The following is a 19,602-nucleotide window of genomic DNA, read 5'->3' as shown; positions in this document are numbered from 1 at the left end:
TCCTTAAACCGCTTCCGACGATGCGCTGGGCGCGTCGAGCGTATCGATCCTGCGCAGTTTGGGGAAACTCGACGCCCAGATCGCCGCCACGACAAGCGTCCCGACCCCACCGATGACGACCGCCGGAACCGCGCCGAAGATCGCCGCCATCGTGCCCGCCCTGAATTCCCCGAGTTCGTTCGAAGCGCCGACGAAGACCATGTTGACCGCATTGACGCGGCCGCGCAGCTGATCCGGCGTCCAGAGCGCAATGAGGCTCTCGCGCACATAGACCGACACCATGTCGGCCGCTCCCATCAGCGCCAGCGCCGCGATCGAGACCTCGGTGTTGGTCGAGACGCCGAAGATGATCGTTCCAATGCCGAACAGGGCGACGCCGATGAACATGTAGATGCCGGCGCGATGTTTGAGCGGATAGGCGGCAAGGAAGATTGCCATGACGATGGCGCCAAGTCCCGGTGCGGCGCGCAGCAGTCCGAGGCCCCAGGGACCGAGAGTGAGGATATCGCGCGCAAAAATCGGCATCAGCGCCGTGGCCCCGCCTAGCAGCACGGCGAAGAGGTCGAGCGAAATCGCCCCCAGCACCACCTTTTCGGCGCGGATGAAACTGAAGCCGCCGAGGATCATCGCCCAGTTCTTGGTCTCGCCGGTCGTCTTTTGCACCGGTTTCGGGATCATGTAGAGAAGGACCGCACCGAGCACGGAAAAAATCACCGCCACCGTATAGGCAGTCGGCGCACTGACACCGTAAAGCAGACCGCCGAGCACCGGCCCGGTGATTGCCGCGAGCTGCCAGGACGACGAATTCCAGGCGATCGCATTGGAGAGTGCCTCCTCCGGCACGAGATTGGGCGCCAGCGACTGCACTGCCGGCGACATGAAGGCGCGCTCAATGCCGAAGATCAAAAGCACCGCGAAGACAGGCAACGGCGTAAAGCTTCCCATCAAAGTCATGACAAGCAGTGCCAGCGTGCAGAGCGCGCTCACCAGCGAGCAGAGTGCGGCGATCGCCCGGCGATTGTACCGGTCGGCCACCGAACCGGTGACGAGGATGAGCAGCAGCGACGGCAGGAACTGCACGAGACCGATCAAGCCGAGATAGATCGCGCTGCCCGTCTGGTCGTACATCTGCCAGCCGACCGCGACGCTGACGATCTGCTGCGAGAAGGAAAGCAGGAAGCGCGCGAAGAAGAACCGCGTGTAGGACGAATGCCGGAACGCGGCAAAACGGTCTCCGGTGGGCGAAAACGACATGGATGTTTTCCGAGGAGACGGGCGCCGGAAGAGCTGCAAAGCCGCCCGTTAAACATGATTCACCGTGCGTTTCCACACGGCACTTGCCCGTTTAGTCGCCAATGTCTACATGTCTGTCAACAACGAATTGGAGACGATGATGTTTGCGCTGTTTCAAACCATTGATTTGGCTTTGAATATTTACACCTGGATCCTGATTGCCAGTGCCATTTTTTCCTGGCTCTATGCTTTCAATGTTATCAATTCCAGCAATCAGTTCGTCAATTCGGTCGGCACATTCCTCTATAATGTCACCGAACCGGTGCTGAAGCCGATCCGCCGCCTGCTCCCGAACCTTGGCGGCATCGACATTTCGCCGATCATCCTGCTGCTGATCATCTTCTTCCTGCGCACCCTGCTTTGGACCACAGTGTACCCGCTGGTCGCTTGAGCCGTCCCTGGAGCCTTTTCGATGACCATCTGCGCCTCGCCGTCCGGCTGACGCCGAATGGCGGGCGTGATGCTCTCGACGGCATTGAGGCCGACGGCAAGGGTGAAGCTTTCCTGAAGGCACGCGTCACTGCCGTGCCCGAGAAAGGCAAGGCCAACAAGGCGCTCATCCTTTTGATCGCAAAATCCCTGCGCATTCCCAAATCCAGCGTCAGCCTCATCTCGGGTGAGACCGCGCGCAAAAAAATCCTCCGGATCGACGGCGATCCGGAGGATTTGGTAAAAAAGCTCGAGATATTTTTAGGCTGAGCGATCAGCCTTTCTTCTTGGCGCGCTCGACGGCTTCGAGGATGAGTTCGCCTGCTTCCTTGGAGTCGCCCCAGCCGAAGATCTTCACCCACTTGCCGGGCTCCAGATCCTTGTAGTGCTCGAAGAAATGCTCGATCTGCTTCAGCGTGATCTCGGGAAGATCGGTGTGGTTCTTCACCTTCTCATAGCGCAGCGTCAGCTTCGGCGACGGCACGGCAATGATCTTCTCGTCCTTGCCGGAATTGTCTTCCATCTTCAGGACGCCGATCGGGCGCACATTGATGACGCAGCCGGGAACCAGCGGGCGGGTGCTGGCGATCAGGACGTCGATCGGGTCGCCATCTTCCGACAGCGTGTGCGGCACGAAACCATAATTGCCCGGATAGGTCATCGGCGTATAGAGGAAACGATCGACCACCAGCGTGCCGGCTTCCTTGTCCATCTCATACTTGATGGGATGACCGCCGACCGGAACCTCAACGATGACGTTGACGTCCTCAGGTGGATTATGACCGATTGAAATAGCGTCGATGCGCATAGAAAACTCCCGCGAGGTTGAATGTGCTGGCAGCCAGATAATCAGTTTCATGCGGCAACGCAACATGGCACAGCACCAATGCTTGACTGCACCGGCGCACATTCACATCTAATGGGAGATAGCCGAACGCCGACTCCAGCGTCGCGCGTCCTTTCAGACGCCAAAGGACGTCGTGGCACTTTGAATGGCCGTTCAGCTCCAGATGAAGCCGATCTTCTTCAACTGCCTGTGGTCGAAACTTTCCATGCCTTCGCAGAAATCGACGCCGCCATGATTGCGGTAGAAGTGGCTGGCGGTCTCGTTATCCTCGAGGCACCAGACGACCAGCCCGTTGCAGCCCAGCGACTTCAAGAGACGGCGCGCTTCGCCGAACAGCATCCTGCCAAGGCCTATGCCCTGATACTCGGGCCGAAGATAAAGCTCGTAAATCTCGCCTTCCTGCGGCAGAGCGCGGGCACGGTTGAGGCCGAGCGTCGCATAGCCGGCGACTGTGCCGGCAACATCGAGAACCAGCAGCGTCGCCGGTCCGCGCGTTGCCTTGCGCCACCAGCTTTCGCCGCGCCGCTCGATCATCTGCGTCAGTGCGCGATGCGGAATGATGCCTGCATAGGTGTGTTGCCAGGCAAGCCTGTGTGTTTCCGATATGGCTCGGGCATCTTGCGGCTCGGCCCGCCGGACATCGATCGACAACGTCTTCATAACGTTTACTCTGGTCCCGCTAGAGGCAACTAACCATATGCACAGAGGCATTGTGATCGATTGCCCACAGACTTGATATGTGGACGACGATCAAAAGTTAACGCTTTTTTAACGATTGTCACAAGACGGAATCGACGCGGCGCACAATAAAAAACCCCGGCGCGAGGGCCGGGGTTTTGAAGGATTTCTCTCCAGCGCCGCGCCTCTTTTCGAGAGACCCAAAACGCTGCAGCACTTTGAATGGCGCTCAGAGCGCCGCCTTCGTCTTTTCGAAACGCTTGCGATCGTTCGCGTCGAGATACATCTTGCGCAGACGAATATTCTTCGGTGTCACTTCCATCAGCTCGTCATCCTGGATCCAGGAGAGCGCGCGATCAAGCGTCATGCGGATCGGCGGCGTCAGCTTCACCGCTTCGTCCTTGCCGGCGGCGCGGATGTTGGTCAGCTGCTTGCCCTTCAGCACGTTGACTTCAAGGTCGTTGTCGCGCGAATGGATGCCGATGATCATGCCGGCATAAACCTTTTCGCCCGGCTCGATGATCATCGGGCCGCGATCTTCCAGGTTGAACATCGCATAGGCGACGGCTTCGCCGGGAGCGTTGGCGAGCAGCACGCCGTTGACGCGGCCACCGATCACACCCTTGTAGGGCTGGTAGTCGTGGAACAGGCGGTTCATGATCGCCGTGCCGCGGGTATCCGTCAGCAGCTCCGACTGGTAGCCGATCAGGCCACGGGTCGGCGCGTAGAAACGCAGGCGAAGACGGTTGCCGCCCGACGGACGCAGCTCGACCATTTCGGCCTTGCGCTCGGACATCTTCTGCACGACGACACCGGAATGCTCTTCGTCGACGTCGACGACGACCTCCTCGATCGGCTCCAGAAGCTGGCCGTTTTCATCCTTGTGCATCACGACGCGCGGACGCGACACGGCAAGCTCGAAGCCTTCGCGACGCATGGTTTCGATGAGAACGGCGAGCTGAAGTTCGCCACGGCCGGACACGTAGAACGAATCCTTGCCTTCGGCTTCTTCGATCTTCAGGGCGACGTTGCCTTCCGCTTCCTTGAAGAGACGGTCGCGGATGACGCGTGAGGTCACCTTGTCGCCTTCGGTGCCGGCCAGCGGGCTATCGTTGACGATGAAGGACATGGTGACGGTCGGCGGATCGATCGGCTGCGCCTGCAGCGGCTCGGTGATCGAGGGATCGCAGAAGGTGTCGGCGACCGTGCCCTTGGAAAGGCCGGCGATCGCGATAATGTCGCCCTGATGCGCTTCGTCGATTGCCGTGCGCTCGATGCCGCGGAAAGCGAGAATTTTCGAAATACGGCCGGTTTCGACCGTCTTGCCGTCGGCGTGGAGAACCTTCACGGCCTGGTTCGGCTTGATCGAACCGGAATTGATACGACCGGTGATGATGCGACCGAGGAAGGGGTTGGCTTCGAGGATCGTGCCGATCATCGTGAAAGGACCTTCGTGGACGGTCGGCTCCGGAACATGCTTGAGCACCAGGTCGAGAAGCGGCGTAAGACCCTGATCCTTCGGACCTTCCGGATTGACGTTCATCCAGCCGTCGCGGCCGGAACCGTAGAGGATCGGGAAGTCGAGCTGCTCGTCGGTCGCGTCGAGATTAGCGAAAAGATCGAAGACTTCGTTGATAACTTCTTCGTGGCGTCCATCAGGACGGTCGATCTTGTTGATCGCCACAATCGGACGAAGACCGACCTTCAACGCCTTGGAGACAACGAACTTCGTCTGCGGCATCGGGCCTTCAGACGAGTCGACGAGAACGATCGCGCCATCCACCATCGAGAGAATGCGCTCGACTTCACCGCCAAAGTCGGCGTGGCCGGGGGTGTCGACGATGTTGATGCGGACACCCTTCCATTCCACCGAGGTCGCCTTGGCGAGAATGGTGATGCCGCGTTCTTTTTCGAGATCGTTCGAGTCCATCACGCGTTCAGCGACACGCTGATTTTCGCGGAACGAGCCGGACTGCTTGAGAAGCTCATCCACCAGGGTCGTTTTGCCATGGTCAACGTGCGCGATGATCGCGATATTGCGAAGTGCCATATGTGAAATCTCTGAGGCTGGGGCGCACGCTCTAGAGGACGCGCCTATTAGTTTGGGGCGTCCATACAGTTTTTTTTGCGTTTGCGAAAGGGGGGAACGCGCAAAAGCTGCGGCAAGGCTGTCGCCCCGCCGCATCATAGCGTGTCATCAAATTGTCTTAGGCGTCGCTGCCTGTCAATTCCTCGAAGGTCGAAAGTCCCTTTTTGACAAGCATTGCATCCGGGCTCGGCAGCTTGCCGCGGAAGGCCTTGTAGGCGTCCTCCGGATCGACCGAACCGCCGACGGAATAGATATTGTCCTTGAGCTTGCGCGCCATCTCGCCGTTGAAGGCGTCTCCCGTCTCCTCGAAGGCGGCAAAGGCGTCGGCGTCGAGCACCTCCGACCACATGTAGGAGTAATAGCCGGCCGAATAGCCTCCCGAAAAGATGTGCTGGAAGTGCGGCGTCGCATGGCGCATGACGATCGACTTCGGCATGCCGATCTCGGCCAGTACCTCGGCCTGCACCGCCATCGGGTCCTCGACGGCCGTTCTCGTGTGAAACGCCATGTCGACCAGCGCCGACGAGGTGAACTCGACGGCATTGAAGCCGGCATTGAAGGTCCGGGCGGCAAGCACCTTGTCGAGCAGGGCCTGCGGCATCGGCTCGCCGGTTTCGACATGCACGGCGTAACGCTTCAGAATAGCGGGCACCGTCAACCAGTGCTCATAGAGCTGCGACGGCAACTCGACGAAATCGCGAGAGACGCCGGTGCCCGCAACCGAGGGATAGGTGACGTTCGAAAGCATGCCGTGCAGCGCATGGCCGAATTCATGGAACAGCGTGCGGGCATCGTCGAGCGACAGCAGCGCCGGCTTGCCTTCCGCGGGCTTGGCGAAGTTGCAGACATTATAGATGATCGGCAATTCGCCGTGGCGGCCGTTCTTCAGTTCCAGCCTGTGCTGCGATTGCAGCGAGCTCATCCAGGCGCCTGATCGTTTCGAACTGCGGGCGAAATAATCGCCGAGGAACAGGGCGACGAGCTTGTCCTCGCGGTCCCTGATTTCGAACACCCTAACGTCAGGGTGATAGGCGGCCACGCCCTTCTTCTCGACAGCCCGGATGCCGAACAGTCGGCCGGCGACGTCGAAGCAGGCTTCGATGATCTTCTCGAGCTGCAGATAAGGCTTGAGCTCGGTTTCGGAGAAGTCGAACTTCCGCGCCCGGATCTTTTCGGCATAGTGGCGCCAGTCCCAGGGCATGACCTCGTGGTTCCGGCCCTCCTCGGCAATCATTGCCGCGATATCGATCTCCTCCTCGCCGGCGCGTTTCACCGCTCGCGCCCAGACAGCCCTCAGCAGGCCGTTCACCGCCTCCGCCGTCTTCGCCATCGTGTTGTCGAGCTTCAGCTCGGCGAAGTTGCCGTAGCCAAGCAGTGTCGCCACCTGATGGCGCAGCGCCAGCGTTTCCCTGATGACGGCGCGATTGTCCGTCTCACCATCATTTTCACCGCGCGCCACCCACGCCTTGAAAGCCTGCTCGCGTAGATCACGGCGCTCCGAAAAGGTGAGGAACGGCTCGATGATCGAGCGTGACAGCGTCACCGCATATTTGCCCTCCTCGCCGCGTTCGCGCGCTGCCCCCGCCATCGCGTCGCGAAGGAATTCCGGCAGGCCCTCGAGCTCGGCGCCATCGGAAAGCACCAGTGCCCAGGCCTTTTCGTCGGCCAGCACGTTCTGGCCGAATTGCGTCACGAGGCCGGCAAGCTTTTCATTGATCGTGGCGAGTTTTTCCTGCTCGGCCTTCTCAAGCTTGGCGCCCGATTTGACGAAGCCTTTCCAGTGGCGTTCCAGCACCCGTGTCTGTTCGAGCGTCAGGTCCAGGCTGTCGCGGCTCTCCCAGAGCGTGTCGATGCGGGCAAAAAGCGCTGCATTCATCCCGATCTTCGAATAGTGGCGCGACATCTTCGGCGAGATCTCCCGCTCCAGCGCCTGGATCACATCATTGGTATGGGCGCCTGCCTTGTTCCAGAACAGCGCCGAGACACGCGACAGCGCGTCGCCGGCAATCTCCAGCGCCACGACCGTATTGTCGAATGTCGGCGCATCGCCGTTTCCGGCGATCTCGTCGATCTCTCTTTCATGCGCGGCAAGTGCGGCTTCGAAGGCGGCGGCGAAATCGCCGTCATCCAGGGCATCGAAACGCGGCAGGCCGTGAAGACCGTCCCAGGTTACCAGCGCCGGATTGAAATCATGTGGAGAAGGCATCGGAGAATTCCCTTTTGGCATGCAGATGGATCGTCAATATAGGAGAGCCGGCATAGAATTGGTATGTTGCCGGGAAGGACCTTTTGCCTCGCCAGCCAAATCCGGTGGGCAGCTGCCAATCCGGTGGACAACAATTGATACGTGAAAATTAACCAATCGTTAACGATTGACGCGAATCACGCGCGAGCGCTAGTTTCATAGGTGATCTTCTTGTAAGGGGACATGCGCCATGGAAGTTTTTTCTGTGCGGTCTTCTCAGAGTTTGCTTTTTAAAAACAATCCTAATAACGCAAAAAGTTCGAAGACCTCTGATATTCAAATCGAGACCAGAGCTCCCGCCCCGGCCTCGTTCCAGATCGAAGATGATGTTGGCGAAGGCCCGGATTTCACCGCGGTCAGCCCTGGAGAACTGCGCAATTACGCACGCCAGGGTTTCGACAGTGGCCTGATCGATCAAAACACCTACGCCGCGATCTCCGAACCGCTGCCGATGCATGCGATCGATCCGCTCGGCAACATCGTCGATCTCTCCAGCGTCACCGACGGCACCAGCTTCAATTTCCTCGATTATTACCAGAACCAGCTGCAGATCGCCATGTCGATCGGCGATTCTGACGAGGTCCAGACGCTGAAATCGATCGTCAGCTTCCTGAATACCTGACCTTACGCATGTCGCCCAAAAGTGCGCAGCGGTTTTGGAATGACGACATGCATAAATCCAAGAACAAGCGCGTTGCACGTTTGGCGCGACGCGCTTTAATCAGGCCTTGCGCCAGCCGAGCAGGCCGGGCGTTGCGTGCCAGAGCGCCTGGGCAGCAAATCCCATGAAAAGCACGCCGGAGCAGCGCACGATCAACCGCTCATGAGCACGATAGAAACGCCGCACCGTACCGGCGCCGATGATGCCGATCAGGATGATGTCGGCAGTCACGAAACCGACGAACGACACGACGAGCAGCACCGGCAACGCCTCGAAATCGAGCGCGCCGGCCGAGCCTGCAACCAGCGCGGTGAAGGTGGCGAGCGCCACCGGATAACCCTTCGGATTGGTGACGCCGAAGATCAGACCGCGACGAAACGGCCGCTCGACCACAACAAGCGCCTGCCCCTCCCCTTTCGGCTTTGCATTGACGGCGCTCCAGCCGATCCAGGCGAGGTAGAAACCGCAGGCAAGGCCGAGCAGGTCGAAGACTAAGGTTCCGATCGTCTTTGCGCCGACGATCGCGATCAGCGCCAGCGACGACCAGATGAGATCGCCGACCAGATGCCCCATCATGAAGAAGGCGCCGGCCTTGCGGCCCTGCCCGGCGCCGATGCCGAGCAACTGCAGGAAGGCGGGTCCCGGAATGAGCACGTAAAAGAGCGCCGCCAGAAAAGCGCCGAAGAGCAGGGACTGCGTCATGGAAATGCTCCGGAGGATGATGAGGGCAGACTAAGCGATCACGGCCATCCGTCAAGGGTGGTGCAGTGCCACGAAGAGTGGGATCAGGCAGCAAACGCTACCGGAGGCGGCTTTCGGCCCGAGGCGGACATCTGTCCGTTGTTGAAGGATGCGGCTTGCGCTCCAGGTCGGCTGTTAAGGTGATCTTTGCCGTCCCTTGATAGCAGACGTTGCCGGAGACCACCTTGAACAGTAACTGGAGCGGCTACCGCTGGCGTCCGACGGCGGCCTATCGCTGCCGGGTCAGTCCTGATGAAAGTCGACGTCTTGTTCTCTGCTCCTGCTACGATTGGCTTTGGCGGTGCCCATGCGTTTTCGACGATCGGTGCTAACGCGGCCGGTGCGATCTTCTTCACGGATTTTACCGCTGCTTGAGCTAGTTATGAGCGACAAGCGCCAGCTCGGCTCGCGTCCACCTAGTGGTCATATTGCCGGCGCGCCTCCTCGATCACATGCCGATTTGAATCTGCCCAGGTCACCAAGGCCATGACGGGGGCGAGAAGCGACCTGCCGACTGCAGTCAGCTCGTAATCCACGCGCGGTGGGATCGTCGGAAAGTGGGTGCGGCTGATCAAACCGTCGCGTTCCAATTGACGAAGCGTAATCGTGAGCATCCGCTGCGAGATGCCGTCGATCTGCCGTCGCAATGCATTGAAGCGGACCGGCCCATCCTTCAGGGCCACGAAGATGTAAAGACTCCATTTATCGGCAATGCGATCGAGGATCTCCCGAACCGGACGGCAGTCTGCGTCTTCGCTTGGGGTAGGAAACTCTATGTCATTGAGTGTCATGAATGTGCCTTCTTGCGAACAGTCAAATAGTTACCTTAATAGTGTTGGTCACAAATTGATACTACTCTATTCTCCCAGGAGCCACCAATGACCAACATCCTCCTCGTTACCTCTAGCCCACGCGGTCCTCAGAGCCTTTCGACCCGGTTTGCCCGTGACATTGCTGAAAGCCTCAATGCCCGTTCTGCCGGCACAATTGTCAAACGCGATCTTGGGGCGGCACCTCTGCCGCATATCACAGCAGCCTATATCGACGGCCGCATTGCGCCGCCCGCGACACGTACACCCGAACAGATCGAAGCCGTCAATCTCGCTCAAAGCCTCGTTGATGAGGTTCAGGCTGCCGAGGTGATTGTCATTGGCTCGGGCATGATCAACTTCGGCCCGTCGACGCAGCTCAAGGCTTGGTTTGACTATATCACCTGGCCTGGCGTCACCTTTCGCTACGACGCAACCGGTCTGATGGGATTGTTGCCAGCCAAGAAAGTCTATCTCGTGACGGCAACCGGCGGCGTCTTTTCGGAAGGCAAGAATGTTCCGTTCGACTTCCAGACCACCTATCTCGCGCATCTTCTCGGTTTTATCGGACTGACGGATATCGAAGTGGTCCGCGTGGAAGGAACACTCGTAAGCCCGGACGCAGCCAAGGCTGCGATCGCCTCCACCGAAGCACAGATCCGGGCTGCACTAGAGCGTGCCGCCTGACCCACAAACCATCAGTCCGCTACCCGAGAAATCGGCGAATGGCCTGATGCGAGCGGGTATGGCGATGGTAGGTCCGCACCGAGTCAGCTCGCGACAACGCACGCAGAGTGTTCCGCAATCCGGCCATCCAAAGTGCTCTAAGAATTTGGTGGCGTACCTCACTCCACAAAAAAGCCCGCGCGGCGATGCCGGCGGGCTCATATCCGGTTCGAAGCGGAACCGTGATTACTTCACAAGGTTGCGCTTGGCGAGCGTGCGCAGGCGCAGCGCATTGAGCTTGATGAAGCCGGCCGCATCCTTCTGGTCGTAGGCGCCCTGATCGTCCTCGAAAGTGACGAGCTTGTCGGAATAGAGCGACTTGTCGCTTTCGCGGCCGATGACCATGACATTGCCCTTGTAGAGCTTCAGCGTCACTTCGCCTTCGACATGCTCCTGGCTCTTGTCGATCAGCGCCTGCAGCATCTCGCGCTCCGGTGAGAACCAGAAGCCGTAATAGATCAGCTCGGCGTAACGCGGCATGATGTCGTCCTTGAGATGGGCGGCACCGCGGTCGAGCGTGATTGATTCGATGGCGCGGTGCGCCGAAAGCAGGATGGTGCCGCCTGGTGTCTCGTAGACGCCGCGCGACTTCATGCCGACAAAGCGGTTCTCGACCAGGTCGAGACGGCCGATACCGTTGTCACGGCCGTAATTGTTGAGCGCAGCCAGCAGCGTCGCCGGGCTCATGCGCACGCCGTTGATCGAAACCGCATCACCCTTTTCGAAGCCGACCTTGATGGTCGTTGCCTTGTCGGGTGCGGCCTCAGGCGAAATGGTGCGCATATGCACATATTCAGGCGCCTCCTGGGATGGGTCCTCGAGAACCTTGCCTTCGGAAGAGGAATGCAGAAGGTTGGCGTCGACGGAGAACGGCGCCTCGCCCATCTTGTCCTTGGCAACAGGGATCTGATGCTGTTCGGCAAAGGCCAGCAGGTCGGTGCGGCTCTTGAACGCCCAATCGCGCCAAGGCGCGATGATCTTGATGTCGGGGTTCAGGGCATAGGCGGAGAGCTCGAAACGGACCTGATCGTTGCCCTTGCCGGTTGCGCCGTGGGCAATCGCATCGGCGCCGGTCTTCTTGGCGATATCGATCAGATGCTTGGAAATCAGAGGACGGGCGATCGAGGTGCCGAGCAGATAGACGCCCTCGTAGACGGCATTGGCACGGAACATCGGGAAGACGAAATCGCGCACGAATTCTTCGCGCACATCCTCGATGTAGATCTCCTTGATGCCGAGCATCTCGGCCTTCTTGCGCGCCGGCTCCAGCTCTTCGCCCTGGCCGAGATCGGCGGTGAAGGTGACGACTTCGGCGCCGAGCTCCGTCTGCAGCCACTTCAGGATGATCGAGGTGTCGAGGCCGCCGGAATAGGCGAGAACGACTTTCTTCACGTCTTTGTATGATGCCATGATGATGAGGTCCGTTGCATAAAAGGCCGGCAAAACCCGGTGTCGCGGCACTTTTAGCGAGATTGGCGCGTGACGCAAGACCAAGTGCGACGCTGATGGTGCCGATACCGTTTGACAGCGTCAAAGCGGAGCCCATATTCGCCAGCGTCCGCAAACGCTCGAGGAGAGGTTGCCCCCGTGACGAATATTCAAGACATTTTCAAGAAATCCAATGTTGCCGTCATCACCGGCGGCGCCTCCGGCATCGGTCTTGCCGCGGCGAAATATTTCGCCGGACGCGGCATGAGCGTCGCCATCGCCGATCTCGGCGGCGATCGGCTGGCCGACGCCGCCAATGAGCTCAAGGCCATTGCCGGCGAGGAAAATGTGATGGCGGTCGAGACCGACGTCGCCACCAGAGATTCCCTGGAAGCGCTCGAGCGCGCCGTGCTCCAGCGTTTCGGCCGCGTGCACGTGCTGATGAACAATGCCGGCATCGGCCCGGAAACATCGATCTTCAGCCCGCAGGCGAACTGGGATAATATCTTCGCCGTCAACCTGATGGGCGTGATCAACGGCACGCGCACCTTCGGCCCGAAGATGCTGTCGCATGGCGAGCCGGGCCTGATCATCAACACCGGCTCCAAGCAGGGTATCACCACGCCACCCGGCAACCCCGCCTACAATATCTCCAAGGCTGGTGTGAAAGTCTTCACCGAAGCGCTGGAGCACGAGCTTCGCAACATCGAAGACGGAAAGATCTCCGCCCATCTTCTGATCCCCGGCTTCGTCTTCACCGGCCTCACCAAGGGCGACCGCGCCGAAAAACCGGCCGCGGCCTGGACGCCGGAACAGACCGTCGATTTCATGGTCGAAAGCCTCGAACGCGGCGATTTCTATATCCTCTGCCCCGACAATGACGTCGCGCGTCCGGTCGACGAGCGACGCATGCTCTGGGCAGCCGGCGATATCGTCGAGAACCGCCCGCCGCTGTCGCGCTGGCACAAGGATTATGCCGACAAGTTCAAGGCCTTCCTCGAACAGAAGTAATCGGTACCATCAGAAGGTTTGATTGGTAATTTTCTGAAAGCCGAGTAGGAGATCCCTAAAGCGCGTCGCGATCTTTCAGATTCGCTCCTCGCACTTTAGGTCTTTGTTCTTACGCATGTCGTTGTCGCAAAACCGCTACACACTTTTGCGCGACATGCTTTAGATCCTTTCCGGCTTTCGGAGTGTGTCATGGATTTCCTGCCCAGCCTGCCGACCCTTCTCGCCTTTGCCGCCGCGACGCTGCTGCTTGCGGCAACCCCAGGCCCCGATATGACGCTGTCGATCAGCCGCGCGCTCGCCCAGGGCAAAAAGGCGGCGCTCTTCGTTGTCGTCGGCACCAGCCTCGGCATCGTCGTCCACACCATGCTGGTCGCTTTCGGCATTTCGGCGCTGATCACCGCCTCGCCGACCGCCTTCCTGATCCTGAAGACCGGCGGTGCCGCCTATCTGCTCTGGCTGGCGGTGCAGGCGATCCGTTTCGGCTCGAAGCTCACCGTCGCCAAGGTCGAGGAGCAGAAGGGCACCGCCCTCTCGAACATCTCGTCGGGCTTCTGGGTCAATCTTCTGAACCCCAAGGTCATCATCTTCTTCATGACCTTCCTGCCGCAATTCGTCAGCGCCGGCGATCCAGCCGTCACCCAAAAGCTGCTTTTCCTCGGCTTCTGCTTCATCCTGATCGGCATGCCGGTCAATGCCAGCGTCGTCTTTGCCGCCGACTGGCTGGCCTCCTGGCTGCAGAACAACAAAAAAGTGCTGCGCGGCATGGACTACACCTTCGCCGGCGTCTTCTCGATCTTTGCCGCGAAGATCCTGCTCACCCAATCGAGATAGCCGCGGTTGCGCAGCAATCCCACGGTTGCGCAGCAATCCGCCCGCGGTCAGCTTATCGATCCGCCCGCGGTCGTGAAACGATCCGCCGCCAGCTGCACCAATATTCGCGAGACGCCACGCCGGAGCAGGCAGTGACCGCGAATTTCGTCGTCTTCCAAAATTATTCCATGCCTTTCGCGCGATCACTTGTGATCAACATATGATCGTAAGTCGGCAATTGTGGCTAGGCCACGCCACCTTCTCCGCCCACATATCCTTTACGGCTCACGAAGAGCTGCCTTGAAAGGATAAGTCAATGATTACGTTCCGCAATATCATAACAGCAGGAGTTGTTGCGCTGACGTTTGCCGCCACGTCCCTGACAGCGACAACACCTGCCTTAGCGCACGGCGGCGAAGGCCATGGCGGTGGCGGCTTCTCGCGTAACGGCGGCCACTTCGGCGGTGGTGCGCATATGGGCGGCAGCAATTTCGCCGATCGCGGCTTCGGAGCGCATCATTTCGGCGGAGCCGGCCATTTTGGCGGACACCGCGACGGCCGTTTCGCCTTCCATGATAGGAATCGTCTGTTCTTCGGCGATGACGACTATGACCCGGAACAGTGCCAGCCGGAATGGCTCAACCAGTACGGCCATCGCGTGCTGGTGGAAGTCTGCTCTTGATGACGGTCCCCCTGGCCTCTGAGGAGTCGTGAAACGATCGGCTGCCCGCTAACCGATCAGCAGCGCATCGTCATCCAGCGTCTGGCCGCGCATCTTGCGGAACATTGCAATCAGATCCTCGACCTGCAATGTCCTGCGGCTGTCGCCGGCGACATCGAGCACGATCTCGCCGCCATGCAGCATCACGGTCCGGTGGCCATAATCGAGCGCCTGGCGCATTGAATGCGTCACCATCAGCGTCGTCAGCTTGCGCTCGGAAACGATCTTCTGGGTCAGGCCCATGATGAATTCCGCCATGCCGGGGTCAAGCGCCGCCGTATGTTCGTCGAGCAGCAGCACTTCCGAGCCCGCCAGCGTCGCCATGACGAGCGAGACGGCTTGGCGCTGGCCGCCGGAGAGCAGGTCCATGCGGTCCTTCATGCGGTTCTCCAGCCCGAGATTGAGTTCGGCGATCCTCTCGCGAAAATGGTCGCGCCGTTTCGCGCCAAGCGCCGAAACAAGCCCGCGCCGTTTGCCGCGTCGCGCCGCAAGCGCCAGGTTTTCCTCGATCGACAAGGCGCCGCAGCTTCCGGTCAGCGGGTCCTGGAAGACACGGGCAACGAGCCCGGCCCGCGCCGCCGTCGTCTTGCGGGTGACGTCGGCACTGCCGATTAGCACCTGTCCTTCGCTTGCCAGCACATCGCCGGCGAGCACGCCGAGCAGCGTCGATTTGCCGGCGCCGTTCGAGCCGATGACGGTAACGAAGGAGCCTTCCTCGATCGTCAGGCTGACACCCGAGAGCGCCTGCTTCTGCAGCGGCGTGCCGCGCCCGAAAACGACCTTGATGTTCTTGAGGTTGATCACGACGCGGCACCTCCGCGCAAACGGGGAAGGATGAGCGCCACGGTTACCAGCACGGCCGTGACGAAATTGAGGTCGGACGCCTGCAGGCCGATGACGTCGCTCGAAAGCGCCAGCTGGATGGCGATGCGATAGAGGATCGAGCCGAGCACGCATCCAACAAGCGCGATCAGCAGACCGCGGCGCCCGAGCAGCGTCTCGCCGATGATGACGGCAGCCAGACCGACGACGATCGTGCCGACGCCCGAGGTAACATCGGCAAAGCCGTTCGTCTGGGCAAACAGTGCGCCGCCGAGCGCCACCAGCGCGTTGGAGATCGCCATGCCGAGATAGATCTGCCGGCTGGTATCGACGCCCTGCGCCCGCGCCATCCTTGCATTGGCGCCGGTAGCCCGCATTGCCAGCCCGGCATCGCTTTCCAGGAAACGCCAGACCAGGATGAGCGCGATGACGACCAGAACACCGACGAAGAGCGGCCGCACGTAGAAATCGCGAAGGCCATGGCCGAAGAACGGGCTGATCATCGTGTCGGCATTGATGAGGGCGACATTGGGTTTGCCCATTACGCGCAGATTGACGGAAAACAGCGCGATCATCGTCAGGATCGAGGCAAGCAGATTGAGGATCTTGAAGCGCACGTTGAGCAGCGCCGTCACCATGCCCGCGGCGGCACCCGCCGCCATGGCGATCAGCGCCGCAAGCCAGGCATTGACGCCGGCAATGATCAGCACGGCCGTCACCGCCGCGCCAAGCGGAAAGGAGCCGTCGACCGTCAGGTCGGGAAAGTCGAGAACTCGAAAGGCGAGATAGACCCCAAGGGCGACGAAGGAATAGACCAGGCCGAGCTCGACGGCCCCCCAGAATGCGATTTGGCTCAAGGCTTTCAGCCCCTTTTTTGTCCGTTCCGCCCGTCGCGAAACGCAGCCTTTTAATACAAACAACCGCTCCCGTGCAAACGAGAGCGGCTGAATACGATGAAGGAGCTAGAAGTGCCGGCCAACTATTCGATGACTTTGTTAGCGCGGGAAAGCACGCTCTGCGGCAGCGTGACCCCCATTTTCTCGGCCGCCGCCTTGTTGACGACGAGGTCGCTGCCGGCGGCAGTCTTGACCGCGATGTCGCCCGGGTTCTCGCCCTTTAGCACACGCACGACGATGTCGCCGGTCTGCTTGCCGACATCATAATAGTTGAAGCCGAGGGCGGCGATCGAACCGCGCGAAACCGAATCCGTATCGGCGGTAAAGAGCGGCAGCTTGCTCTCCTCGGCAACCGCGACAGCGCCTTCAAGCGCCGAGATGATGGTGTTGTCGGTTGGAATGTAGATCGCATCGGCGCGGCCGACGAGCGCACGCGCCGCACCCTGAACCTCGGCCGATTTGGTGGCGGCCGATTCGACCACCTTCAGGCCAGCCTTTTCGGCTTCAGCCTTCAACACGGCGAGCAGCGAAACGGAATTCGCCTCGCCGGAGTTGTAGAGATAGCCGATGGTTTTCAAATCGGGCAGGATTTCCTTGATCAGCGCAAGGTGCTCGGCGACCGGCGACATATCGGAGAGGCCGGTGACGTTACCGCCTGGCTTGTCCATGTTCTTGACGAGTTGGGCGCCGAGCGGATCGGACACGGCCGTGAAGACGACAGGAATGTCGCGCGTCGAGGAAACGACGGCCTGGGCTGATGGCGTCGAGATCGGCACGATGACATTGGGCTCGTCGCCGGCAAACTGGCGGGCGATCTGGGCTGCCGTCGCCGGATTGCCCTGCGCCGATTCGAACACGAACTTCAGGTTTTCGCCCTCTTTATAGCCGGCCGCCGTCAGCGCATCCAGAACACCCTTGCGCGCCGCATCCAGCGCCGGATGTTCGACGATCGCCGTCACGGCGACGGTGACGTCATCAGCCTTCGCGGGCAGGGAAAGGGCCAAACTGGCGGCAAGAGCGAGTAAAATCGGGCGCATGGGGATCCTCCTGAATGATTTTGGGGGCACTTTTAGGAAAAGCGCCCCCTGAAATCAATCGCGGAGAATTGTAGCGAGGATCAAACTTGCTGATCAGTCGTCGGCGCCGTGATTGGCGATCATCATCGCCTCGAAGGCCAGGCGTTCGGTCTTGCGCATGCGTTCCGATTCCGACTTCAGCTGGCCGCAGGCGGCAAGGATGTCGCGGCCGCGCGGCGTACGGATCGGCGAGGCATAACCTGCCGAATTGATGAAATCGGCGAACTTCTCGATCTGCTCCCAGTCGGAACACTGATAATTGGTGCCGGGCCAGGGATTGAAGGGGATGAGGTTGATCTTTGCCGGCACGCCCTTCAGGAGCTTGATCAGCCCCTTGGCGTCTTCCAGGCTGTCGTTGACATCCTTCAGCATCACATATTCGAAGGTGATGCGCCGCGCGTTGGAAAGGCCCGGATAGGTCCGGCAGGCTTCGATCAGCTCCTTCAGTGGGTACTTCTTGTTGATCGGCACCAGAATGTCGCGCAGATCGTCGCGTACCGCATGCAGCGAAATCGCCAGCATGACGCCGATTTCCTCGCCGGTGCGGAAGATCTCCGGCACGACGCCGGAGGTGGACAGCGTCACGCGGCGCCTGGACAGCGACAGGCCGTCACCATCCGTGGCGATCAGCAATGCCTGTTTGACGGCATCGAAGTTATAAAGCGGCTCGCCCATGCCCATCATGACGATGTTGCTGACCTTGCGGCCCTCGGCCGGCATGATCGTACCCTGCGGCGCTTCACGGTCTGGGAAATCCCCAAGCCGGTCGCGGGCAAGCAGCAGCTGCGAAAGAATTTCCTCCGCCGTCAGGTTGCGCACCAGACGCTGCGTCCCGGTATGACAGAAGGAACAGGTGAGCGTGCAACCGACCTGGCTCGATATACAGAGCGTGCCGCGGCCCTCTTCCGGAATGTAGACGGCCTCGATCTCGACGGGACGCCCGGCACCGCGGGCGGGAAAGCGCAGCAGCCATTTGCGCGTGCCGTCGTTGGAGACCTGCTCCTCGACGATCTCGGGACGTTCGATGGTGAAATGCTGCTTCAGCATCTCGCGCATGTCCTTGGCGACATTCGTCATATGGTCGAAGTCGGAGACCCCGCGCACATAGATCCAGTTCCAGAGCTGCGAGACGCGCATCTTGATCTGCTTCTCGGCCACACCCTTTTCCCGGAGTGCCGCCCCCATCTCCTCGCGCGACAGGCCGATCAGGGACGGCTTCTCGAGGCTGGCGGACGTGCGCGCCTGCGGCTTAGTGACAACGATCGCATCCATGACGGACATAGGCATTCATCCCGAATTCAAACATGTGGCTGCTCCTCGCAACCCCGCGGGCTTCAGCGGTAAGCCGGAAGACCTGTGGGCGCATGACAGCACATCGGCAGAAATTGAATGGCGGAACGGCGACTGAAATCGCGATCTGTCCGCTGTTGGCGCCGGCTTTAGCATCATTTTGCCCGCGCGTCACCATCAAGCATGTCGCGCAAAAGTGTGCAGCGGTTTTACGTAACGACATGCGTAAAAACAAAGACCTAAAGCGCGAGGAGCGTATCTGAAAGATCGCGACGCGCTTTAGATGGAAACGGCATGGGCCGGCGCAAGGCCGGCCCATGAAATTCTTCGGCCTAAAGGACCGCTTACTTGCAGGTTTCGATCTGCTTCAGCGCAGCCGAGATACCCGAGAGCGAATAGCTGTAGGAGGTGCCGGTACCCTTGCGCGAAACGGCGTTGACCGTCATCGAATGACCGGTTTTCATCGCGGCGACGAGGGCCGGCTCCTGCGCCGCGTTCTCGACCCAGCCGGCCTTGTCCTTGGTGAACATTACGAAGGTCTTGTTGTCGATGACGACGTTGATCTTCGAACTTTCCTTGACCGTGTAGCCCATCATCGCCTGCGGCTCGTAGGAGATGTTCTGGCCCGGGCGCTGGGAGACGATGAAGAAATTGTCGCCGTGGTCGACGCTTGCCGGCTGCTTTGCCGTCGGAACGGACAGCACGTAGCAGACGGTGCTGTTGCCCGACTTGTAGGAGTAGGCGCCCCATGCCTGGAACTGCTGGATGCGGTTCGGCGCGGCCTGCTGCGCTGTCGCAACTCCGGCCATAACAAGGGTGAGTGCGAGAGCGGATACGATACTTTTTACAAACATGGATTCCTGCCGGTTCTTGCGATTCAAGGCCCGAAGCGATCATAGCGGGCGCCGCATAATCACCATCTGCTTTATTTTGACTTAATTCAGGTTACCAAATGGTCAACAATAGCTGCGATTTGTATGTGCCTGTGTCGTTTCAGCTCGGGTGCCAATTTTCGTTCCTTTGACGGTAT

Annotated in this window: 22 protein-coding genes; 9 read left to right on the top strand and 13 right to left on the bottom strand. The window is 60.0% G+C overall.

Going from position 1 to position 19,602, the window contains the following annotated elements; all coding sequences use genetic code 11:
• Nucleotides 1-3 precede the first annotated feature (3 nt).
• Nucleotides 4-1,254: an MFS transporter gene (locus HFO71_RS15505; protein ID WP_131640835.1), complete on the bottom strand. Its 1,251-nt coding sequence runs from the start codon at nt 1,252-1,254 to the stop codon at nt 4-6.
• A gap of 139 nt (nt 1,255-1,393) precedes the next feature.
• Here HFO71_RS15505 and HFO71_RS15500 point away from each other — a divergent pair, with 139 nt between their 5' ends.
• Nucleotides 1,394-1,684, top strand: a complete 291-nt coding sequence (locus HFO71_RS15500) for a YggT family protein (protein ID WP_026158917.1) — start codon at nt 1,394-1,396, stop codon at nt 1,682-1,684.
• Nucleotides 1,681-1,992, top strand: a complete 312-nt coding sequence (locus HFO71_RS15495; RefSeq protein WP_077977857.1) for a DUF167 domain-containing protein — start codon at nt 1,681-1,683, stop codon at nt 1,990-1,992. The genes HFO71_RS15500 and HFO71_RS15495 overlap by 4 nt, the downstream gene beginning before the upstream one ends.
• Nucleotides 1,993-1,996: 4 nt before the next feature.
• Here HFO71_RS15495 and ppa read toward each other — a convergent pair whose 3' ends face one another.
• The 4 genes from ppa to HFO71_RS15475 form a co-directional block, all read right to left on the bottom strand.
• Nucleotides 1,997-2,530 carry an inorganic diphosphatase gene (ppa, locus tag HFO71_RS15490; RefSeq protein ID WP_025396319.1) on the bottom strand — a complete coding sequence of 178 codons (534 nt, stop codon included), beginning with the start codon at nt 2,528-2,530 and terminating at the stop codon, nt 1,997-1,999.
• A gap of 192 nt (nt 2,531-2,722) precedes the next feature.
• On the bottom strand, nt 2,723-3,229 hold the full coding sequence (locus HFO71_RS15485; RefSeq protein ID WP_003543622.1) for a GNAT family N-acetyltransferase: 507 nt from the start codon (nt 3,227-3,229) through the stop codon (nt 2,723-2,725).
• Between the two features lie 247 nt (nt 3,230-3,476).
• On the bottom strand, nt 3,477-5,297 hold the full coding sequence (typA, locus tag HFO71_RS15480; RefSeq protein WP_077977858.1) for a translational GTPase TypA: 1,821 nt from the start codon (nt 5,295-5,297) through the stop codon (nt 3,477-3,479).
• Between the two features lie 157 nt (nt 5,298-5,454).
• Nucleotides 5,455-7,542: a M3 family metallopeptidase gene (locus tag HFO71_RS15475; RefSeq protein WP_077977859.1), complete on the bottom strand. Its 2,088-nt coding sequence runs from the start codon at nt 7,540-7,542 to the stop codon at nt 5,455-5,457.
• Nucleotides 7,543-7,771: 229 nt separating this feature from the next.
• Between HFO71_RS15475 and HFO71_RS15470 the strand changes: the two genes are divergently transcribed.
• Entirely contained in the window at nt 7,772-8,203 is a 432-nt protein-coding gene (locus HFO71_RS15470; RefSeq protein ID WP_077977860.1) for a hypothetical protein, read from the top strand.
• Between the two features lie 99 nt (nt 8,204-8,302).
• Here HFO71_RS15470 and HFO71_RS15465 read toward each other — a convergent pair whose 3' ends face one another.
• Nucleotides 8,303-8,944, bottom strand: a complete 642-nt coding sequence (locus tag HFO71_RS15465) for a LysE family translocator (RefSeq protein ID WP_077977861.1) — start codon at nt 8,942-8,944, stop codon at nt 8,303-8,305.
• A gap of 291 nt (nt 8,945-9,235) precedes the next feature.
• Between HFO71_RS15465 and HFO71_RS36200 the strand changes: the two genes are divergently transcribed.
• Complete coding sequence (locus tag HFO71_RS36200; RefSeq protein ID WP_260684646.1) at nt 9,236-9,358, top strand: hypothetical protein; 123 nt, start codon at nt 9,236-9,238, stop codon at nt 9,356-9,358.
• A gap of 41 nt (nt 9,359-9,399) precedes the next feature.
• Here the strand turns inward: HFO71_RS36200 and HFO71_RS15460 are convergent, their stop codons facing one another.
• Nucleotides 9,400-9,774 (bottom strand): winged helix-turn-helix transcriptional regulator, encoded by a 375-nt coding sequence (locus HFO71_RS15460; RefSeq protein ID WP_077977862.1) that lies wholly within the window; start codon nt 9,772-9,774, stop codon nt 9,400-9,402.
• Nucleotides 9,775-9,861: 87 nt separating this feature from the next.
• On the opposite strand from HFO71_RS15460, the gene HFO71_RS15455 reads away from it, so the two are divergent.
• Nucleotides 9,862-10,479 carry an FMN-dependent NADH-azoreductase gene (locus HFO71_RS15455; RefSeq protein ID WP_077977863.1) on the top strand — a complete coding sequence of 206 codons (618 nt, stop codon included), beginning with the start codon at nt 9,862-9,864 and terminating at the stop codon, nt 10,477-10,479.
• Between the two features lie 225 nt (nt 10,480-10,704).
• Here HFO71_RS15455 and HFO71_RS15450 read toward each other — a convergent pair whose 3' ends face one another.
• Nucleotides 10,705-11,928 carry an argininosuccinate synthase gene (locus tag HFO71_RS15450; RefSeq protein ID WP_003543630.1) on the bottom strand — a complete coding sequence of 408 codons (1,224 nt, stop codon included), beginning with the start codon at nt 11,926-11,928 and terminating at the stop codon, nt 10,705-10,707.
• Between the two features lie 177 nt (nt 11,929-12,105).
• On the opposite strand from HFO71_RS15450, the gene HFO71_RS15445 reads away from it, so the two are divergent.
• From HFO71_RS15445 to HFO71_RS15435, 3 genes are all read left to right on the top strand, one after another.
• On the top strand, nt 12,106-12,957 hold the full coding sequence (locus HFO71_RS15445) for an SDR family NAD(P)-dependent oxidoreductase (RefSeq protein WP_077977864.1): 852 nt from the start codon (nt 12,106-12,108) through the stop codon (nt 12,955-12,957).
• Nucleotides 12,958-13,146: 189 nt separating this feature from the next.
• On the top strand, nt 13,147-13,788 hold the full coding sequence (locus tag HFO71_RS15440) for a LysE family translocator (RefSeq protein WP_131640836.1): 642 nt from the start codon (nt 13,147-13,149) through the stop codon (nt 13,786-13,788).
• A 295-nt stretch (nt 13,789-14,083) separates the two neighbouring features.
• Nucleotides 14,084-14,449 carry a hypothetical protein gene (locus tag HFO71_RS15435; RefSeq protein ID WP_077977866.1) on the top strand — a complete coding sequence of 122 codons (366 nt, stop codon included), beginning with the start codon at nt 14,084-14,086 and terminating at the stop codon, nt 14,447-14,449.
• 48 nt (nt 14,450-14,497) lie between these two features.
• Here HFO71_RS15435 and HFO71_RS15430 read toward each other — a convergent pair whose 3' ends face one another.
• From HFO71_RS15430 to rlmN, 4 genes are all read right to left on the bottom strand, one after another.
• On the bottom strand, nt 14,498-15,292 hold the full coding sequence (locus HFO71_RS15430) for an ABC transporter ATP-binding protein (RefSeq protein WP_077977867.1): 795 nt from the start codon (nt 15,290-15,292) through the stop codon (nt 14,498-14,500).
• Nucleotides 15,289-16,167, bottom strand: coding sequence for an ABC transporter permease (locus HFO71_RS15425; RefSeq protein ID WP_017989717.1), 879 nt, complete (start codon nt 16,165-16,167; stop codon nt 15,289-15,291). The genes HFO71_RS15430 and HFO71_RS15425 overlap by 4 nt, the downstream gene beginning before the upstream one ends.
• A gap of 122 nt (nt 16,168-16,289) precedes the next feature.
• Nucleotides 16,290-17,243: an ABC transporter substrate-binding protein gene (locus HFO71_RS15420; protein ID WP_077977868.1), complete on the bottom strand. Its 954-nt coding sequence runs from the start codon at nt 17,241-17,243 to the stop codon at nt 16,290-16,292.
• A 93-nt stretch (nt 17,244-17,336) separates the two neighbouring features.
• Complete coding sequence (rlmN, locus tag HFO71_RS15415; RefSeq protein WP_077977869.1) at nt 17,337-18,563, bottom strand: dual-specificity RNA methyltransferase RlmN; 1,227 nt, start codon at nt 18,561-18,563, stop codon at nt 17,337-17,339.
• An 83-nt stretch (nt 18,564-18,646) separates the two neighbouring features.
• Here rlmN and HFO71_RS15410 point away from each other — a divergent pair, with 83 nt between their 5' ends.
• Nucleotides 18,647-18,835 (top strand): hypothetical protein, encoded by a 189-nt coding sequence (locus tag HFO71_RS15410; RefSeq protein WP_131640837.1) that lies wholly within the window; start codon nt 18,647-18,649, stop codon nt 18,833-18,835.
• 81 nt (nt 18,836-18,916) lie between these two features.
• Here the strand turns inward: HFO71_RS15410 and HFO71_RS15405 are convergent, their stop codons facing one another.
• Nucleotides 18,917-19,426, bottom strand: coding sequence for an invasion associated locus B family protein (locus tag HFO71_RS15405; protein ID WP_011653884.1), 510 nt, complete (start codon nt 19,424-19,426; stop codon nt 18,917-18,919).
• Between the last annotated feature and the right edge of the window lie 176 nt (nt 19,427-19,602).

Source organism: Rhizobium laguerreae (assembly GCF_019778565.1).
GTDB classification, from domain to species: domain Bacteria; phylum Pseudomonadota; class Alphaproteobacteria; order Rhizobiales; family Rhizobiaceae; genus Rhizobium; species Rhizobium laguerreae.
This window is presented reverse-complemented; position numbering and strand designations above follow the sequence as displayed.